The sequence below is a fragment of the Marinomonas rhodophyticola genome, assembly GCF_026113935.1.
Classification (GTDB): Bacteria; Pseudomonadota; Gammaproteobacteria; order Pseudomonadales; family Marinomonadaceae; genus Marinomonas; species Marinomonas rhodophyticola.
This window is the reverse complement of record NZ_JAPEUL010000004.1, coordinates 189,338-207,574: the sequence shown is the minus strand read 5'-3', so window position 1 is coordinate 207,574 and position 18,237 is coordinate 189,338. Positions and strand designations below refer to the sequence as shown.

23 protein-coding genes are annotated in these 18,237 nt (G+C 44.5%); 16 read left to right on the top strand and 7 right to left on the bottom strand.

Annotated features, from left to right (window positions below; translation table 11 throughout):
• Positions 1–21 precede the first annotated feature (21 nt).
• Positions 22–1,584: a methyl-accepting chemotaxis protein gene (locus tag ONZ52_RS01640; RefSeq protein WP_265216892.1), complete on the bottom strand. Its 1,563-nt coding sequence runs from the start codon at positions 1,582–1,584 to the stop codon at positions 22–24.
• A gap of 277 nt (positions 1,585–1,861) precedes the next feature.
• Between ONZ52_RS01640 and ONZ52_RS01635 the strand changes: the two genes are divergently transcribed.
• The 8 genes from ONZ52_RS01635 (at position 1,862) to ONZ52_RS24495 (ending at position 8,502) form a co-directional block, all read left to right on the top strand.
• Complete coding sequence (locus ONZ52_RS01635) at positions 1,862–2,512, top strand: 2OG-Fe dioxygenase family protein (protein WP_265216891.1); 651 nt, start codon at positions 1,862–1,864, stop codon at positions 2,510–2,512.
• Between the two features lie 163 nt (positions 2,513–2,675).
• Positions 2,676–3,929 (top strand): tetratricopeptide repeat-containing response regulator, encoded by a 1,254-nt coding sequence (locus tag ONZ52_RS01630; protein WP_265216889.1) that lies wholly within the window; start codon positions 2,676–2,678, stop codon positions 3,927–3,929.
• 296 nt (positions 3,930–4,225) lie between these two features.
• Positions 4,226–4,438, top strand: coding sequence for a response regulator (locus ONZ52_RS01625; RefSeq protein ID WP_265216888.1), 213 nt, complete (start codon positions 4,226–4,228; stop codon positions 4,436–4,438).
• Positions 4,422–5,138, top strand: coding sequence for a response regulator (locus ONZ52_RS01620; RefSeq protein ID WP_265216887.1), 717 nt, complete (start codon positions 4,422–4,424; stop codon positions 5,136–5,138). The genes ONZ52_RS01625 and ONZ52_RS01620 overlap by 17 nt, the downstream gene beginning before the upstream one ends.
• The gene (locus ONZ52_RS01615) at positions 5,110–5,493 is read left to right on the top strand and encodes a hypothetical protein (RefSeq protein ID WP_265216886.1); all 384 of its coding nucleotides are present in this window, start codon (positions 5,110–5,112) and stop codon (positions 5,491–5,493) included. Before ONZ52_RS01620 ends, ONZ52_RS01615 begins: the two co-directional genes overlap by 29 nt.
• A 57-nt stretch (positions 5,494–5,550) precedes the next feature.
• On the top strand, positions 5,551–6,537 hold the full coding sequence (locus tag ONZ52_RS01610; RefSeq protein WP_265216885.1) for a serine/threonine protein kinase: 987 nt from the start codon (positions 5,551–5,553) through the stop codon (positions 6,535–6,537).
• Positions 6,534–8,030: a RecQ family ATP-dependent DNA helicase gene (locus tag ONZ52_RS01605; protein ID WP_321160233.1), complete on the top strand. Its 1,497-nt coding sequence runs from the start codon at positions 6,534–6,536 to the stop codon at positions 8,028–8,030. Before ONZ52_RS01610 ends, ONZ52_RS01605 begins: the two co-directional genes overlap by 4 nt.
• Positions 8,002–8,502 carry a RecQ family zinc-binding domain-containing protein gene (locus ONZ52_RS24495; protein WP_321160232.1) on the top strand — a complete coding sequence of 167 codons (501 nt, stop codon included), beginning with the start codon at positions 8,002–8,004 and terminating at the stop codon, positions 8,500–8,502. The genes ONZ52_RS01605 and ONZ52_RS24495 overlap by 29 nt, the downstream gene beginning before the upstream one ends.
• Before the next feature lie 4 nt (positions 8,503–8,506).
• Here the strand turns inward: ONZ52_RS24495 and ONZ52_RS01600 are convergent, their stop codons facing one another.
• The 5 genes from ONZ52_RS01600 to ONZ52_RS01580 all read right to left on the bottom strand — a co-directional run bounded on the left by ONZ52_RS01600 (position 8,507) and on the right by ONZ52_RS01580 (position 10,126).
• Entirely contained in the window at positions 8,507–8,893 is a 387-nt protein-coding gene (locus ONZ52_RS01600; protein WP_265216884.1) for a VOC family protein, read from the bottom strand.
• Between the two features lie 85 nt (positions 8,894–8,978).
• Positions 8,979–9,293: a GIY-YIG nuclease family protein gene (locus ONZ52_RS01595; RefSeq protein WP_265216883.1), complete on the bottom strand. Its 315-nt coding sequence runs from the start codon at positions 9,291–9,293 to the stop codon at positions 8,979–8,981.
• Positions 9,294–9,315: 22 nt separating this feature from the next.
• Complete coding sequence (locus ONZ52_RS01590) at positions 9,316–9,549, bottom strand: hypothetical protein (protein WP_265216882.1); 234 nt, start codon at positions 9,547–9,549, stop codon at positions 9,316–9,318.
• Positions 9,546–9,923 carry a LysE family translocator gene (locus ONZ52_RS01585; RefSeq protein ID WP_265216881.1) on the bottom strand — a complete coding sequence of 126 codons (378 nt, stop codon included), beginning with the start codon at positions 9,921–9,923 and terminating at the stop codon, positions 9,546–9,548. Before ONZ52_RS01585 ends, ONZ52_RS01590 begins: the two co-directional genes overlap by 4 nt.
• A 5-nt stretch (positions 9,924–9,928) precedes the next feature.
• Positions 9,929–10,126: a hypothetical protein gene (locus ONZ52_RS01580; RefSeq protein ID WP_265216880.1), complete on the bottom strand. Its 198-nt coding sequence runs from the start codon at positions 10,124–10,126 to the stop codon at positions 9,929–9,931.
• 244 nt (positions 10,127–10,370) lie between these two features.
• On the opposite strand from ONZ52_RS01580, the gene ONZ52_RS24490 reads away from it, so the two are divergent.
• From ONZ52_RS24490 to ONZ52_RS01550, 8 genes are all read left to right on the top strand, one after another.
• Complete coding sequence (locus ONZ52_RS24490) at positions 10,371–10,946, top strand: GntR family transcriptional regulator (RefSeq protein ID WP_321160231.1); 576 nt, start codon at positions 10,371–10,373, stop codon at positions 10,944–10,946.
• A gap of 37 nt (positions 10,947–10,983) precedes the next feature.
• Positions 10,984–11,442, top strand: coding sequence for a PLP-dependent aminotransferase family protein (locus ONZ52_RS24485; protein WP_321160230.1), 459 nt, complete (start codon positions 10,984–10,986; stop codon positions 11,440–11,442).
• A complete protein-coding gene (locus ONZ52_RS24480) occupies positions 11,397–11,795 on the top strand; it encodes an aminotransferase class I/II-fold pyridoxal phosphate-dependent enzyme (protein ID WP_321160229.1) in 399 nt (132 codons plus the stop codon). The genes ONZ52_RS24485 and ONZ52_RS24480 overlap by 46 nt, the downstream gene beginning before the upstream one ends.
• Positions 11,796–12,003: 208 nt before the next feature.
• Complete coding sequence (locus ONZ52_RS01570; RefSeq protein WP_265216879.1) at positions 12,004–13,248, top strand: TolC family protein; 1,245 nt, start codon at positions 12,004–12,006, stop codon at positions 13,246–13,248.
• A gap of 133 nt (positions 13,249–13,381) precedes the next feature.
• A complete protein-coding gene (locus ONZ52_RS01565) occupies positions 13,382–14,569 on the top strand; it encodes an efflux RND transporter periplasmic adaptor subunit (protein ID WP_265216878.1) in 1,188 nt (395 codons plus the stop codon).
• Between the two features lie 6 nt (positions 14,570–14,575).
• A complete protein-coding gene (locus tag ONZ52_RS01560; protein WP_265216877.1) occupies positions 14,576–15,253 on the top strand; it encodes an efflux RND transporter permease subunit in 678 nt (225 codons plus the stop codon).
• The gene (locus ONZ52_RS01555; RefSeq protein ID WP_265216876.1) at positions 15,250–16,812 is read left to right on the top strand and encodes an efflux RND transporter permease subunit; all 1,563 of its coding nucleotides are present in this window, start codon (positions 15,250–15,252) and stop codon (positions 16,810–16,812) included. The genes ONZ52_RS01560 and ONZ52_RS01555 overlap by 4 nt, the downstream gene beginning before the upstream one ends.
• Positions 16,763–17,827: an efflux RND transporter permease subunit gene (locus ONZ52_RS01550; protein ID WP_265216875.1), complete on the top strand. Its 1,065-nt coding sequence runs from the start codon at positions 16,763–16,765 to the stop codon at positions 17,825–17,827. Before ONZ52_RS01555 ends, ONZ52_RS01550 begins: the two co-directional genes overlap by 50 nt.
• Positions 17,828–17,886: 59 nt before the next feature.
• Here the strand turns inward: ONZ52_RS01550 and ONZ52_RS24475 are convergent, their stop codons facing one another.
• Positions 17,887–18,237, bottom strand: coding sequence for a delta-class carbonic anhydrase (locus ONZ52_RS24475; protein ID WP_321160228.1), 351 nt, complete (start codon positions 18,235–18,237; stop codon positions 17,887–17,889).

The window sequence follows — 18,237 nt, the reverse complement described above, 5'->3', positions numbered from 1 at the left end:
GAAACAGAGGATTCAAACTCCCTAAGATATGGGTTTGAATCCCATACGAAAACCGCCCCAATGTTTACCATTGACAAAAATAGGCACGGAAAGGTCATGCAATATTTCGCCAGTATCCCGTTTGTAGGTTTGTAGCAAAAACGAATCTGTATGGGCGCCACAACGACTGCCTGTCGCATCATTAAAAATTCGCTTGGTTCGGTTATTCAATAAATCTTTTTCATAATCACCGGTTAATGGCTGACTAAACTTTTTATTGTGAGTGGGGAAATACCCCTTCACATCCACCGCTCCTGCAAACATCACCTCTTTACAATTGTCTAATACCGCTTCCTGAATAGCAGGAAAGTGACGGTCACTAAAAGCATCATAAGACGTACTGAACTTTTGCGGCTTAGTACCAGGTATAGGGCGATAATCGGTGGAGAATACCGCTTGTTCAGTCAACTCCCCTTTCGAAATAGCCTCTTCAAATAAATGCCCAATCGCCTGGGCAGACGCCTTACCAACCTTAAGCAACTCAGAGAAAAACAACGACTGATCGACTTTATCCAATTCTCTAAAGACCACTTCAGCCCCCTGACTCAAATGTGCGGCTTCCTTAGAAAGCCGATCACTGCGCTGGGAAATATCTTGTAAAGACTGGCTAATACGCGATATAGAACCATTGATTTGAGTACTGGTCGTGCCTAGATCTTCCCCTGCTTGTTCCACTTCGGACAACACCATGGACGCGTTCTGAACCTCTTCCGTTAGCGAAAGAAAGCGCTTTGTTTCGCCCAATAAGGTACTGGACAAAGATTCCGTTAAATCTTTTAATGCCGTCATTTCATGATTTGTCAGTTCGCTATTACGGCGCACATCGGTCAGTAAGCTTGAAATTTGTTCCGACGCACTGGCACTCTTCCCCGCTAAAGCGCGCACTTCATCGGCTACCACCGCAAAACCTCGGCCCTGTTCACCAGCACGTGCCGCCTCAATAGCGGCGTTCAAAGCCAGTAAATTAGTCTGTTCGGAAACGCCTTTAATCACCGCTGTAATGCTATCAATATCATCGGCACTTTTCGTCAGTAAAGCCAACTGCTGACTGGCAGTGTGCACTTTTTGTGTGAGTTCATTAATTTGTGCTGCACTTTGTGACAGTGCACTCTGTGCAGTTTGACTGGATTTAGCGGTGACACTCATGGTACGTGCTAATTGACCGAGATGATTCGACAGCGTTAATCCAGTATCTGAGAGAGTTCCAACCGCTTGTGTAATTTGCTCACTGTCATCCCGAGTCAAGTGGATATCCTTACTCAGTGTATCCACAAAATGGGAGACTTCGGCGGCCCCCATCGCCATTTTTGATGTGGCATGAGTCACGGTTTTACTGACGTCTGAAAACACGGCTGACGAGGCTGCATCTAACGCGACAACGGGTATTTGAGAGAGATCTTTTTTCTGCAACAGCAAAGAAACGCCTAAGATGCCGCTTAGCAATAAACCGATAATAATATATGGCGAGGGAATAACATTTTGCGCATAACCCAAAGAAAAGAGTACGAGCAGTCCTAAAGTACTACCTAGGCGGAGATAAAGCATCTGTTTCCCTTTTGTCGGTTATTATTTTTTTGCTAGTGTTGAACGATGTCTACGAAAGATCAACGTAAAACAAGGAGCTTACGACTAAAGTCGTACTTTCATCAAACAGTCAAAACAACCAAGGCCTACCATAGATCCAACTATTGGTGGCAAAAACATACACAAAAAGCGGTTTTTTTATCAAAATCCGACTAGACTAAAAATACGCTCACAAGGCGATAAAAAATAATTACCCCATCGCGCACAATCTGCCGATGAGAGTTTTGAGGATAAAACCATGATCACTAACAAAACAAAAAATACCCCCTTTTACCTTGAACTAGGTCAGCTAACATCAGACAGTGTTAACCACCTTATTCCCTCTTTTGATCATTTACCACCGAACCCTTATGCCGATGGCGCCTTTCGATTACGCCGCTATTCACGCTTTACACTCACTCATAACAAGATTCGTCGTTTGCCGTCTCAGGCATTTGTTCAAGACGAAAGCATTAATCATTTCCAAGGCAATATTGTGCGCCGTTATGAAGAGATCGACGATAAAATAGTCAACGACACTGCCTTCCTCGAACTATTTGAACACTTCCAAACGATGGCCAACGTGGCCGATAACACGCCTATCGAAGTGCATCAATTACGAATCTTTGCCGACCATAAAAGTGCCGAGGTCGCACCAGAGGGCATTCACCAAGATGGCTTTGACCGCATAGGAATCTATGTGATGCAACGCCATAATATCGAAGGTGGCAAAATCCACGTTCATCTTGGGAAAAATAGTCCCGCGCTGATCAGCCACGATTTTGACAGAGGAGAATTTGTGGTGCTAAACGACCGAAAATTTTTCCATAGCGCCCAACCCATCAAACCACTCCATGATGATCAGGGTTATATGGACATTTTTGTGCTAACGGCAAATTTAGTGCATTAACAAAGTCAGCAGAGTAAACATAAAACACTTGTTTACACCAATTTTCCTTGTTGAATCAATCAAAAAGCATTATGGAGGACAGCGCTAAACGTGGTATAAATCACAAATGTAAAAATTTGTAATTTTTTGTACTCATACCGTGAGTCAGCAAGGAAAGACCTCCGTGACAAAAACACATACCACACAGGAAAAAGATAAAAATAATACGGAACATCTTAATAAAAAGTCCGTCTTAATCATTGAAGATATGAACGAAATGCGCCTAATGCTGAGATCCATGATGCTCTCATTAGGCTATACAAATATTGAAGTGGAAGCCTCAGGGCAAAGTGCCCTTAAGCGCATCGCTTCCAAACACTTTGACATTATACTGTCTGACTATAACCTTGGAGGCCGAATTAACGGCCAACAAGTTTTAGAAATTGCTCGACAAAATAACATCTTAGGTCACTCGACTATTTTCATCATGATCACTGCGGATACAGGTTATGACAGTGTCGTCAGCGCAATCGAGCATCGCCCTGACAGTTATATGGTAAAACCGTTTACCCCAGCAACTCTGCATCGTCGACTGAGCCGTATAAAGCTACAGAAAAGCATCTTCTCAGAAATGGATGAATATCGAAGTAAAATGAATTTTGAGGCCATGGAAAACGAAGCCAAAGCGATTATGGCTAAACACCCTCAATATATCAGCTTATGCCTAAAGGCTATTGGCGAATCTTTACTCTCTAGAAAAGACTATAAAGCCGCTAAAATTCACTACATGCGCGTACTCAAAAACAATCAAGAAGCCTCTTGGGCACATTTTGGTGTCGCGCAAGCAGATCTTTACCTAGATCAACCTTTGTCTGCTGTAAAAAGCCTCGAAAAAACCATCAGCATCAGTCGTCACTTTTTACCAGCCTATGATGAGCTTGCTAACGCGCAAGAAACACTAAATAATCTTAAAGCGGCTCAAAAGGCAATATTAGCAAGTCTTGAAATTACGCCACGATCACTAGCCAGAACCAAAAGACTGGGAAAAATTAGCGTAAAACTAAAAGACTGGCAAACGGCAGAACAGGCCTATTCAAGAGTGATTCGTTTAACCAAAGATACTCAGCACGAAAAAATAGAATTTTACTACGATCACCTAAAATGCCTCATTGCAATACAAGAAAATGGAGAACCTACACCACAAACAGCCGAGAAACTCCAGCGTTCTTTAACAAGGTTACGCATGTTAGGAAAAGACGATCCAGTTGTTGTCACAAACTCTTTTCGCGTTGAAGTGCAGCAATTTCTTCATAGAGAACGTAAACAAGACGCCATTAAATCTTGGAAGCAATGGAAACAATTAATATTGTCTGGGAAAGCCTCGTCAATCACACAAGAACAAGAACTGACATTAAAGAAAAGACTCGGATTGTTTTGATTCTCAAGTGCAAAAGAAAAGTTCTTTTGCACTTCACCTACTCTGTACACACTGTCTTTGTAACTACAGCCATTTAAAAACGCATTTTCAAACACGGTTCAATAGACAACTCATTATTTCTTTTACTCGACTCAACCATGAAAGAATACAATAACCCATCAGTTTAAAATCCAAAAAAACCAAAAAAAAGAAAATCTTAACCAAAAATAACGATTAGTATGAGTTTTTTAATTTTCCAGATGATATAAATGGAGCATATATTCAATAAAAGCTTATTTTGAGTCAGGTAGTTCCTTTTGTCAGATGTAATCACCCTCGGCGTTGAAAACACCAATGATGTTCAGCGAAAGCTGATAAATACCGCAAAAAAGCGGGTGTTAATCATTGAAGATATTGGTGAAATGCGATTGATGCTCAAATCCTTAATGACATCAATGGGTTACTCCGATATAGATGTAGAAGCCCTCAGGTCAAGCCGCAATAAAGCGTGTTTTGGAAAAGCGCTATGACGTTGTTTTATCTGATTACAACTTAGGTGGCACCATTGACGGCCAACAAATTTTAGAAGCCTCCCGTAAAAATTACTCTCAAGACCATTCCACTATTTTCATCATGATTACCGCTGACACAGCGTATGAAAGCGTGGTAAGTGTACTGGAATATCAACCAGATAGTTATTTGGTAAAGCCTTTCCCGCCCGCCGCATTTTTTCGCCGTTTTGAACGAGTCGAAATGCAAAAGAAAACCTTTGAAGGTATCAACAACGCGCGAAAAATAAACGACTTTGAAACCATGGAATCTCAAGCTAAGTCCGTCATGGTGCAATACCCTCATTTCGCTAGTCAATGCCTAAAAGTCATTGGCGAATCGCTCTATGCTAGAGGCCGATTCAAGGATGCAAAAAGCCACTACATGTTGATCACACAAAAAAGTAAAAATCTGGCTTGGGCGCATTTTGGTATAGCCCAATGCGAATTAAAACTTGGTGCGATTGCTGCTGCGGTAAAGAAATTCGAACACACCATTAGTTTGAGCAGACACTTTTTATCGGCTTATGATCTACTCGCTGACGCCCAAGAAAGCTTAGGCAATCCAGAAGCCGCTCAAGCGGCAATGATAAGTGTCTTAGAGGTCTCACCACGCTCATCAGAACGGGCTTCTAAGGCTGGCACAAATAAGTATGCAGCTAGAAGATTGGAGCTGTGCTGAACAAGCTTATTCTCGTGTCATTCGGCTAACCCGAGAAACCAGCCATGAAAAAGTCGAATACTACTACGACTACTTAAAGTGTCTAACAAACATGATGGCAAGCGGTTCAGACGCTTCGAAACTGGCAGATAAATTTAAACGCACACTCGTCCGTTTACGCACTTTCGGAAAAGGTAACCCAGCGGCCATATCTAACTCTTTTCGTGCTGAAATACAGCAACACCTGGCACGAGACCACATGGGTGAAGCCATAAAATCGTGGAAACAATGGAATCGGTTGATTAAATCAGGACACGCTTCTCCACTTAGTGATGCTCAAAAGTATACACTTAAAAAGCGCCTCGGCTTGCTATAATCCTGTTACACCGTTATCGTCACTCGCTCATTTTTTATTACACCAGAGCACCAGACTATGACGGCCACTCATTCTTTTTCGACCCTCGTTCCTGATACCATATTAGACGCGGTCGAATCCACAGGGTTGTGGAGTGATTCGCGTATTTACCCACTTAACAGTTACGAAAATCGCGTCTATCAAATCGGCATTGAAGACAGCACTCCCGTCATTGCAAAGTTTTACCGGCCAGAACGCTGGACGGAAGCTCAAATCCGAGAAGAGCATCAGACTCTGTTAAAATTAAAAGCCGCCGGTGTGCCTGTTGTCGCGCCTATGGTATTTAATGGCGACAGTGTGTTGCGTCATAAAAACATGATGTTTTGCGTGTCTCCTCGACTAGTCGGACAGCACCCTGAAGCGGACAATTTAGATCAGTTATACCAGCTTGGCGAACTTATTGGTCAGTTGCACCACACCATGTCAGCGCCTTTTGTGGAACGCATTAATGTCTCACCTTTGACACATATGGAGACCGCAGCCAATCAAATCTTAATGGGCAATGGCTTGACTGAAGAACATCAGTTACCTGAAAAACTCAAGCCCGTTTACAAACAACAAATTGCTAAATTATGCGATATGAGCAAAGCCGCGATAGGCACATACTGGCCAGCATCCTTACGACCAATACACGGTGACAGCCATCGCAGCAATTTAATGCTACACAATGAGCAATTTCATTTATTGGACTTTGACGATTGCCAAAACGGTGTGGCTGTGCAAGATTTATGGCTACACATCACTCAAACGGAAAACCCAAGGCAACAATTGAGTGAAATGATTGAAGGTTACGAAACCTACCTACCTTTTGATCTTAGAGAGCTAACATTAATCGATGTTTTTAAAAGTGCGCGTGTGATTAACTACGCTGCTTGGTTACAAAACCGTTGGGATGACCCAGCGTTTAATAAAGCTTTTGCATGGTTTGGCAGTGAGGAATACTGGGTAAACCATCTAAACGAGCTTAAACATTGTGAACTAGAATGGGGAGAAATGTCTAAATGATACCATTAGTGCAAGGACTGCATGCTGTATTCGGCTTCAACGAATTCCGTGACGGACAACAACAGACCATAGAACAACTGCTCGCCGGACACTCTTCGCTTGCCGTGTTTCCAACAGGCTCAGGAAAGTCTCTGTGCTATCAATTGACCGCGACTCAATTACCCAACTTGACCTTGGTCATCTCGCCATTAATCGCCTTAATGCATGACCAATTGGCATTTTTAAACGCCAAAGGCATTCCAGCCGCTTGCCTCGATTCCAGCCAAAATAAAGATGAAAGCCAAGCCGTTATGTCTGGCGTGCAGAATGGCACCATTAAGATTTTGATGATTTCGGTTGAGCGCTTTAAAAACGAACGTTTTCGACGCTTTATTAAGCACATCCCCATTTCTATGTTAGTGGTGGATGAAGCCCATTGTATTTCAGAATGGGGCCATAACTTTCGACCTGACTACTTAAAGCTACCCTCTTACCAACAAGAACTCGCCATACCATTGGTCTTACTGCTAACCGCCACCGCAACTCGTCGTGTGCAACGAGATATGGCACAAAAGTTTGCGATTCACCCTCAGCACATAGTGCAAACCGGCTTTTATCGACACAACTTAGATATTGATCTTATCCCCATACAAAGCCATCAAAAGCTAACGGTTTTAAAAAATATTCTCAATGAAACCCAAGGCGCGAGTATCATTTATGTTACTCAGCAAAAAACGGCCGAGGATGTCGCTCACGCTCTACAAGCCGATGGCTACTCGGCCGTCGCCTACCATGCAGGTTTGGACAGTGAGATTCGCAGTGCAATCCAATCCGATTTCATGACTAGCAAAACACGTATTATCGTGGCCACCATCGCGTTTGGTATGGGGATCGATAAGTCAGATATTCGCTTAGTGGTACACTTTGATCTACCCAAATCAATCGAAAACTACAGCCAAGAAATTGGCCGCGCTGGCCGAGACAATCAGCCAAGCCGATGTGTATTGCTTGCTAATCTAGAGGGATTAAATACCTTAGAAAATTTTGTCTATGGTGACACGCCAGAGCCTCACGAGATCGACAATTTACTGGGTTGCATTACCACGCAAACAGCCGAACAGACTCATGAAAGTGAATGGGAAACACAGCTTTATGGATTATCTCAGCAGACAAACATTCGCTCTCTGCCTTTAAAAACCTTACTGGTACAACTCGAACTATTGGGTGCTATCACGCCAAAATACAGCTATTACGCAGATGTCAAAATCAAATGGGAAGGTGACCGTACTGCTTTTGCGCAACATATCCCAGCCCAATGGCAAGCCGCCTACCAGTGCCATATTAAAAGGCATTCAATACAAGAAAATTTGGGGCACACCCAATTTCGACAAACTCTTTCAGGAAGCGGGGTTATCCCGAGGCGATGTCTTGCAAGTTTTAGAATTTGCCGCCGATTACCATGTTCTTACACTCGAAAGCAAAGGCTTGACCGAAGTATATCAACGCCATACTGAGCACTTCCATCATCAAACCTTGGCCACTCAATTACAGCAATACGTTGAAGAAAAACAAACAGCCGAAATTGAACGTCTTGCCACTATGATTCGCTTCTTTCAATTGGATCGCTGCTTAAACCACAATCTAGCTCGTTATTTTGGGGATCAGGATTCACCAGAGCATTGCGGGCATTGCTCGGTTTGTCGGGGAAAAGTACTTATATTTGCTCCACCATCCGGCCTCAACAACGATATAGAAAAATGGGGAGATTTGGCTGGCTATATAGAGGAGTTCACTGCGCATATTGGAAGCAAAAGCCCAGCCACACCAGTGACAGCCGTCTTAATAACGCGTTTTTTAACGGGCCTAACACAACCTATCTTCACCAAAATAAAAGCCCGCCAGCTTAGCGGGTTTGGTGTGTATGAGGAACAAAGTTATCTGGCCGTATTAAGTGTCGTGCAACAGTACCTTTGCCGTTCCACTTAAAAAGTTAAGACGCCGTGTTTGTCTCTTTGTATACACTGACTTCAATTAGGTTATTGTCTGGATCATTAAAATACACAGATTGGATAGGCCCCAGTGCCCCAGATTTTGTCACAGGGCCTTCCAAAATAATCACTTTACATGCATTTAAATGGGCAACTACCTTATCTATTGTCCAATTCGTAATCAGGCAGACATCACCCGCTCCTTCCATAGCGTGGTTGCGTAACTCTTGTCCAAGCAATTGAAAATTGATTTTTTGTTGACCAAAACGCACGGCTTTTCGACCTTCGCCAAAGGTAATAGGCTCCATATTTAAAACCGTTTCATAAAAAGAGACTGCCCTATCTATGTTAGCGACGGTCAAAACAATATGATCAAAGTGACTAATCATAGCTCCCTTACCATCCTTTTCATTATCAATAAGTGAATGTCATGCTACGAATGATTCGCCACAAAAACAAGCTTATTGATTGCCATTAATCCAGCAAAGAAACCAACTCTATTCCACCATCAATAAGGCTCTGCTTTTGCCGTCTGTTGAGTTTTTTCACTTGGTATTCAAGTATCAGTGCTTCACTTTTCGAACCAACAGGTTGCTGCCACACCAACTCTAATGGGCCTTTACCCTTGAGATAGCGAGCCGCCCGCTTACTGACACCTGAATGTTCTTTGAAACGGCGATCTACGTCAGTGCTGATACCCGTATAAAGCGTATTTAAGCGCGTCTTTATCATATAAAGACTCCACTCACTGTCTTTTAAAACGCGGTTATCGTTTCGCTTTTCTGTCACTTCAATACTCCTTTTTAAGCCTTTACTGAGCAATGATCAGCAACAAGGTAGATGCTGTGGCAATGCCCATACAGAGATTAAACAGGCGCTGACGTTTTTGATCTGTTAACCAGCGACGAATACTTACCCCAGCCCAAGCCCACATAGCGATAGAAGGAAACCCCACAACGGCAAACAAAACAATCATCCACAAACCAGACTGAGCGTACAGATCGCCAGCAATCGAGAAAGTACTAACACAGCCGATTGCCATCATCCAAGCCTTAGGGTTGACGTATTGGAAAAGCAACGCCTGCCACCAAGACATGGGAGCAGATGAGGCTTTTTTGTCTCTAAATTACCAACTGGCGCGTTAGCAATTTTCCACGCCAGCCACAATAAATACGCACAGCCGACCCATTTTAATACACTGTATAGAGGTGGATATAAGGTAAACAGCGCACCAAGACCAAGTAAGGTAGATAATAATAAGGTCGCGACGCCTAACACAATGCCCAACATATGTGGCAAGGTTCGACGAAAACCAAACTGCGCCCCAGATGCTAATAACATAATATTATTTGGACCAGGCGTCACGGAGGTCACGAAAGCAAACATGGCGAGCGCGAAGAAAAAAGACACATCTATCATAGTATTCATCCTTTATTTTTCATGAAAGTCAGTAAATCTCCCACAAAACCAATAAGAGTCGCTTGTGATAATTCCGCTTGTTGACGCTCCTTTGTCATGCCGATATCCATCATCTGCAGCGCGGTTATAGACGCCAATTTTTTACGTGTTTTAAAACGCAGTGCGCTCTGTTGAATGCAAACCAATACACTGACGACGAACATAACCCTCTCCTTATTAAAGCACACTGTTGGTATTCAGCAGCGCTATGTGTATGAGTAATCACTTTAAAAGAAGTAGACAATGCAATACAGATTCAGAAAATCACCGAATCAAACACACAGAAGACGGATTGTATCGTCTGTATGGCTGAATAAACCGAGATCTGTATGGTCAAATCCATACAGAAAAAGTCCTACAATCAAGTTATACTTCAGCCCACGTTACGTCCTCGAAAAGGAATGCACCATGACACTCTACCAAAACCTAGCCAACCGCTTACGAGAGCACATACAGCATGGCTTTTATAAACCAGGCGATAAATTGCCCTCGGTCAGACAGTTGGCTCAAGAGCATGGGGTTAGCATCTCCACCGTACAAGAAGCCTATCGACAACTTGAGCAAGACACCCTTGTCGAGGCTCGACCTAAATCGGGCTACTTTGTCTGTAGCCGTAAAAAAGACAGCTTACCGAGCGTTTCTAGGCCACCACAGCGTCCTTTGGAGGTGTCTCAATGGGAAGAAGTACTCAATATGCTGATGATCCGCAGCAACAACAAAGGCGTACAGTTGCAACACGCTATGCCTGACATGGCGGCCCCCACCTTAAAACCTTTATTGAAAACCTTAGCAGACCTTTCCAAACAAAAGCCCGAGTTAGGCTTGGGTTATGCTGACATTCGTGGCACAGAAGAATTACGTACTCAGCTTTGTCGGCTTACCGTTGCCTCTGGCTGCCAATTGCATCCGGATGATTTGGTGGTGACATCGGGTTGTCAGGAAGCCTTGTCGGTTTGCCTAAGAGCGGTTACCAAACCTAGGTGATATTATCGCGATTGAATCGCCCAGTTTTTACGGTTCCATGCAAGCTATTAAAGCGGCCAACCTAAAAGCCATGGAAATTCCGACACACCCCGAAACAGGCATCAGTTTAGAAGCACTGGAATTGGCTCTGGATCAATGGCCTATCAAAGCCATTTTTGTTACCCCCACATGCAATAACCCTATGGGGTACACCATGCCAGATGACAAAAAAGAGCAACTCTACCGATTAGCGCAAAGCTACGATATCGCCATCATAGAAGACGATATTTATGGTGATATTTCCTATCAATTCCCACGACCTAAAACCATCAAATCTTTTGATACCGATGGTCGCGTCTTACTGTGTTCGTCTTTCTCAAAAACCATCGCCCCAGGCATGCGCGTAGGCTGGATCGCCCCCGGCCGCTACCGTGACAAGGTCACTCACATAAAATATGTCAGCAGCTCCATGTGCCGGTGCTTCCCCAACTCGCCATTGCAAAATTCATCCGCTTAGGCGGTTACGCCAAACACTTACGCCAAATGAGACAGCACTACGAACAACAGCGTGATCACTTACTTCGAGCTATAAAAACCTACCTCCCCAGTGATACCAGAGTCAGCTTTCCTGATGGTAGTTTTATTTTATGGGTAGAGCTCCACACCAACATTGACAGCATGAAGCTGGTGGAACAATGCCGTGAAGAAGGCGTCGGCTTTGCTCCCGGCCCACTCTTCTCAGCCACAGGTAAATATCGAAATTGTTTCCGTCTCAACTTTAGTGAACAAAATGCCGAAAAACGCGAGTGGGCCGTGAAAACGTTAGCGACAATCTTGCAAAATTTCGAATCAAAAGCTAAAGCTGGGTAAACCAAATCACGTTGTTTTAGCGTAACAAATACGAGTAAGCCAAATCGTACCAGACGACTTACCGTCATGATCAACTGTAAAGAAACGCAAATAGACTTAAAGCCTTGATGTAAAAACGTAATAATCTGATTAATGACTCATCGCTCATTGCGTATAACATCATGTTACTGGCTTGCTCTGACAGGCTTTCTTTAGACTAGGAATGTAAATGATTACTCGATCTTGCTTGAACGTAATAGGCTTGCTTTGCCTAAGCATGGCACTGGTCGCCTGCAGTCATACGCAGACACGCGAAAACTACGCCAATTTGGCACAAGAAGACCTCGATGCGGTCGGTGAGTCCAAATCTTCTCAGTGGCAAACAATGGACCAAATCGCACCTGCTAGTTACTTAACCGATTTAATCCAAGACCCACAACTAGAAGCGTTGATTCAACAGGCTCTGCAAGCCAATCCCAGTTTGCAAAAAACACAACTGACTCTACAAGCCAGTTTATGGAGCTTAAAGAGCCAGCAAGGAGAGTCACTTCCCAGTGTTGAAGCCAGTTTTTCAGGTAATAGAGCCGAAGGTGGTAACACTAATTATGATGCCGATCTGAGTATCAGTTGGGAAGCCGACTTATGGCAAAAACTTGCTCTGTCAGAACAAGCATCGGCCAAGACTCTCGCCAGTGACGAGGCGCTTTTTCAGGCCAGCCGAGACACGTTAGTCGCTAACGTTATAAAATCTTGGCTTGCCATTACCGCAAAACAACACGCTATTGCCATCGAAGAAAAGCGCCTCGCGCTATTAGAAGCCAATGAAAAACTCATTTTAAAGCGTTTCAGAAATGGCCTAGGGGATTTAGAAGCGCTGGATGAAGCGCGCACATCCGCCTCCCAATCAAAAGCGGACCTAGTGGAATACCAAGAAAATTTAGCGATCGAAATACGTAACTTACAACTTTATTTAGGCCGCGCAGACCCAGTAGACTTCGTAGAAAATGCCAATTATCCCGAGGTTAATCTTACTTTTAGCGATTTTCCAAAACAAAACTTACAGCGCAGACCCGATTTAAAAGCCGCTTATCTAGCTATTGAAGCCGCTGATTTGAACACCTCTGTTGCCTACAAAGACATGTTGCCCAGTATTAGCTTAAGTGCCACATTAAGCGAAACTGCGGCGTCGCCAAGAGCGGCGTTGTTTGGCTCACCTATTTGGTCTTTATTGGGGCAAATTACTCAGCCGCTTTATCAAGGAGGACGATTAAAAGCCGCGGCGGAAATCGCCAAACTGCAAACCGCCCAAGCCTATCAAGATTACCGTGACACGCTATTAACAGCGGTCAACGAAGTCGAAAATACCCTAGGACAAGAACGCGTGCTGTCTCAACAAGTCCGTCATATACAGGACGCGCTTGCTAGCTCGCAAAAAAACCTTAATCAGTACGAAAAAAATACCGTACCGGCTTAGTTGAATTAAACGATTTGATCAACGTCCAAGAAACCACCTTTGACTTAGAAGCACAATTGGACAATTTAATGTACCAACACTTATCAAACAGAGTCGATTTAGGACTCGCACTTGGGCTTGGAGTAAAGTCGGAATGAAATACATTTCTCAATGGATCACCTTAATACTGGCTGGCATCGTCATTGCTGGGGTATATTTTTACGTGACTCATGCTATGCAAGCCCAAAAAAATAGAATACAAACACCACGTCCAGCGGCGCCAGAGCAAGCCATAGAGCTTTCGACCCTGACCACGACGACAGGCAGCTATGCGGCGACTATTACGGCATCAGGTTTAGTCAAGCCAAGATATTCGCTCACCATGACCAGCCAAGTAAGCGGTGAAGTCATTCGTCTTTCCAGCCAGTTTGAATCCGGCCAAGTCATTAAAAAAGGCCATGTTCTAGGGCAACTACAAAACAGTGAACTCAACAGTTCCGTCGCCAGCGCGAAAAATACATTAGCCGCCGCTGAACTCGCATTCAAAGAAGAAATGCGCCAAGGTGAGCAAGCTAAAGCAGAATGGCAAGCCGCTGGTTTTACAGGTGAGCCTGACTCTGATTTAGTATTAAGAGCGCCGCAACTGGCTGCCGCCAAGAGCGAAGTTGAAGCCGCAAAAGCCGCTCTGGAGAATGCACGAACCAAGTTAGCCTATACAAAAGTCGTCGCGCCTTTTGATGCTTTAATCATTGCACGTAATGTTTCCCCAGGCTCTTATCTAAGCGCAGGCAGTGAAATAGGCACCTTATACAGTACTGACAGAGCCGAAATTCAATTGGACCTCTCAAACAGTGACTGGCTGAAGCTGCCGAATAGCAGCATATTATTGGAAAACTGGCCTGTCTTGATATCCAGTATTGATACCAGCGAAACATGGCAAGGTAAGGTCTTAAGCATTAACCAACACATCGATGAAACGACAAGGATGCGCAGCCTGACCATCAGCCTTGAGAACCCTCTGCAACACACTCCCCCGCTTATTCCTGGCGCGTTTGTTGAGGTGTCGATCCAAGGTAAACGTCTCGATAATTTATGGCGTCTTCCTAACACCGCCTTAAGTCAAAAGAGCGAAATCTGGTATGTGGATGAAAACAGTCGGCTAGCGGCTTTTGAAACCACACCCTGGTTTGTGGATTCTAAATATGTTTATATTCAAGTACCTGACACCATGCGCAACAAAACCTATGAAGTACTTGCTCAGCCTTACAATAGCTATTTAAAAGGCACATTAGTTAAACCCCTTAATACGTCCGGCCAAACCAATAAGAGTGTTCAACCATGAGTTTCAATGGATCAACCTAAAGGCATTATTCCATGGTTTGCCAACAACCCAGTGGCGGCCAATCTATTGCTTATTTTGGTGATTAGTTTGGGGGTTCTAAATATGGGGTCCTTGAATAAAGAAGCCTTCCCTAGCTTAACACCCAACCGTGTGGCTATCTCTGTTAGTAATGACACAGGATCTGCCAAAGAGAATGAAGAAGGCATTGCCATCCCTTTAGAACAAGCCTTGCAAGGCGTTTCAGGTATCAAAAACATCACCACTTCGTCGACCGCCAGTGCCACCAGCACCAGCATCGAAATGCTTGATGGCTACGATATCGATATCTTGCTGGCAGACGTCAAAGACAAAGTTGACCAAATTTCATCTTTTCCCGATGAAGCTGATCCAGCCGTCGTCACCAAAGCCACGCGAGAGGAACATTCTATTTGGATCCAACTCTACGGCGATGTTGATCGACGCACGTTGCAAAAACTGACGGACGAACTGGAATCCGATTTACTGGCCAATGAAAACATCAGTGCCACCTCTATATCAGGTTGGTTAGATCCCACCATCAAGATAGACATTGATAAAAACAAACTGGAATCCTACGGACTCACCTTGTCCGATATTGCCACAGCCATTAATGCAGAGTCCTCCCTGCACAAGTGGCAACGCTGCGCGATGAACATATTTATTTGACGATCAGTGCATCCGAACAAGCCTATATAAAAAGTGAGTTTGCCCGCATCCCTATCATTACCAACGACAAAGGTGGAAAGCTATTGCTTGGCGACATCGCCAACATACGCGATACCTTTGATGACGATGACTTTGTCTTGTCCCGTTTCAATCGCGAAAATAGCCTCGCGATTCAAGTACTCACCACAGGCACCAGTGACATATCTAACTCCGTACTCGGCGCTAAAGCGGTGATTCAAGATTGGCAAGATAATGGACGACTGCCCGCCAATGTCAAATTGGGTACTTGGTACGATCGCAGTGAATCCATAAACCAACGTCTAGAGTTAATGGTAGAAAATGCCATTACTGGGGTGTTATTAGTTTTTATCTTACTGGCCATTTTTCTCAACGTGACTGTCGCGTTCTGGGTGGCCATGGGCTTGCCCTTTATCTTTTTTGGCACCCTATTTTTTATGGGCACAGAAAGCATTGGCTTAACGCTAAATATGTTCACTACATTTGGCTTTATTATGGCGCTAGGAATAGTGGTAGATGACGCCGTTGTCGTGGGTGAAAGTGTTTATACCGTTCGCTCTAAAGAAGGTGACACCATTGGCAATACCATAAAAGGCACCATGACAGTGGCGATTCCCACACTCTTTGGGGTATTCACTACGGTGGCGGCATTCTGGGCACTGTCCAACATTGAAGGCCGTTTAGGTCAGTTGTACTCGCAATTTGCCACCGTTGTGGCTATTTGCCTTATTCTCTCGGTGATTGAGTCAAAGCTTATCCTGCCGGCTCACCTTGCCCATATCAATACCCAAAAGTCGACTCGTACCAATCCGCTCTCCAAAGCCTGGGCAATGGTGCAACAAGGCGCCGATTTTGGTTTGCAATGGTTTAGTGAACGCGTGTATCGCCCGACAATAGACTTCTCGCTTCACCACAGATACGCAATTTGTCTTTTATTTGTCGCTGTCTTCGTATTGGTTATATCCATGCCGTTTACGGGCGCGATACGCATGAGTTTCTTCCCACAAATTCCGGGGGACACTGTGCGTGGCTCACTCACCATGTACAACGATGTCAGCTACGGACAAACCAACAAGGTCTTATTAGAGTTGGAAGAAAAGGCCTATCAAGCCGATATTGCATTGCGTAGTGAAACCAGCGAACGCCGTCGCCCTATCACCAATGATGAAGAAAGCCAAACAGAACGAACGTCTGTCAGCGCCAGTCTACGAGGAAATAACGCTGCTGCAGTATCACCAAAAGGTGAGGTGGCTATCAAGAATATTCAAGTCACCGCCAGTGATGATCAGTCTGGTGATATTCGGATCGAGCTTGACGATAATCGACCTTACACTTCTGCGCAATTCGCCAGCAAATGGCAGCAACTGTCAGGTATGCCAGAAGGCGTGAAAAATCTCAGAATTCGCAGCGCCCGTGAAACCGTGGATGCCTTAAAAATAGAACTTCGTGGCAACGATACCAGTGTATTAAATGGCGCCATGGAAGAGGCTCTTGAGACAACTGAATACCCTACCTGCGGTAACGGGTATCGAGCAAAATAACGAACCAACCGAATCGCGCCTTACCCTTAAACTGACGGATCAAGGTCGACTACTGGGCTTATCTTCTAATGAACTCGCAACACAAGTCGCGCGTAATTTTGATGGACAAGTGGTACAAAAATTCCAGCGGGACAATTCAGAGGTTGAAGTGCGCTTAGGTTATCCAAGCGAACAAAAGGAATCGCCTGCCGCCGTGCTAAACACAAAAGTCGTCTTAGCTGACGGCACTCGCGTCCCTTTATCTACTGTCGCTACACTGTCCCAAGAAGACGCCGAGACGCGTATTATTCGCATTGATGGCAAACGCTCTCAATACCTCTCAGCGGAAGTAGACAAAGACATCATGTCTTCCACCGAAGTCGTTGAATATTTGCAAAACGCCGTGGTGCCACAAATGCTGCGCCAGTTTGCTGGTGTTTCCATTTACTTTTCAGGAGAAGCGGAACAAAGGGAGAAGACACAATCTTCTATGTCGGAAATGTTTCTGATTGCCCTGTTGATCATTTATGGTCTGTTGGCTATACCGCTAAAATCCTACTCGCAGCCGCTGATTATCATGATGGCAATACCATTTGGCATCATTGGAGCACTCCTTGGACACTGGATGAACAACCTAGCGTTGGGGATTTTCTCATTGAACGGCATCCTCGCGCTCAGCGGTGTGGTGGTCAATGACAGCCTGCTTCTAGTGTCTCGCTTCAACGACCTTCGTCATGAAACCAGCCACGTCAAAAAGGCCATCAGCCTCGCCTGTCGGAGTCGCTTGCGCGCTGTATTACTGACGTCATTTACGACTTTTGCGGGATTAATTCCAATTTTGTGGGAAACCTCAAGACAAGCGCAAATGCTCATCCCTGCTGCGGTATCCCTCGCCTACGGCATCATGTTTGCAACCGTCATTACCCTAATACTCATTCCTGTGCTCTTAATGATCAAAGAAGACGTTCATCAGCTCATACATAAATTGAAAAATAAGACTGTGGATACGTTGGAGCCAGCGAACGAAGGTGAATAGAAAAAAAAACAAGAGACAATGCTTGCTAGCACCGTCTCTTTATTTTTCCTAATATGCGACTAATTTATTTCAGAAAGCAAATCTGGATTGGTTACCAAGTTCCGCACACCATGGGCATGATCTTCTTGGTAGACATTATCGCTGTCACACCAGTCACCTAAAGAGTCAATGCTCACCTTGGCAACTTTGGGACGCACATTCCACGTTACTTGGAAAGGTGACGCCACCTCATTGTAGGCAGGGCCTGTTGTAGAGCCTGCATAGGTAACAGGGTTCCCTGTATCGTTAGGGATAGCAACGGCTTGAAAACGACCATTGCGAACATCATGAGCCGTTAAGGCTTCAAAATCCAATGCTTGCTCATCATTCACTGCGACATAAACTTGTGTCTCTACACGCAGCTGTGGCAT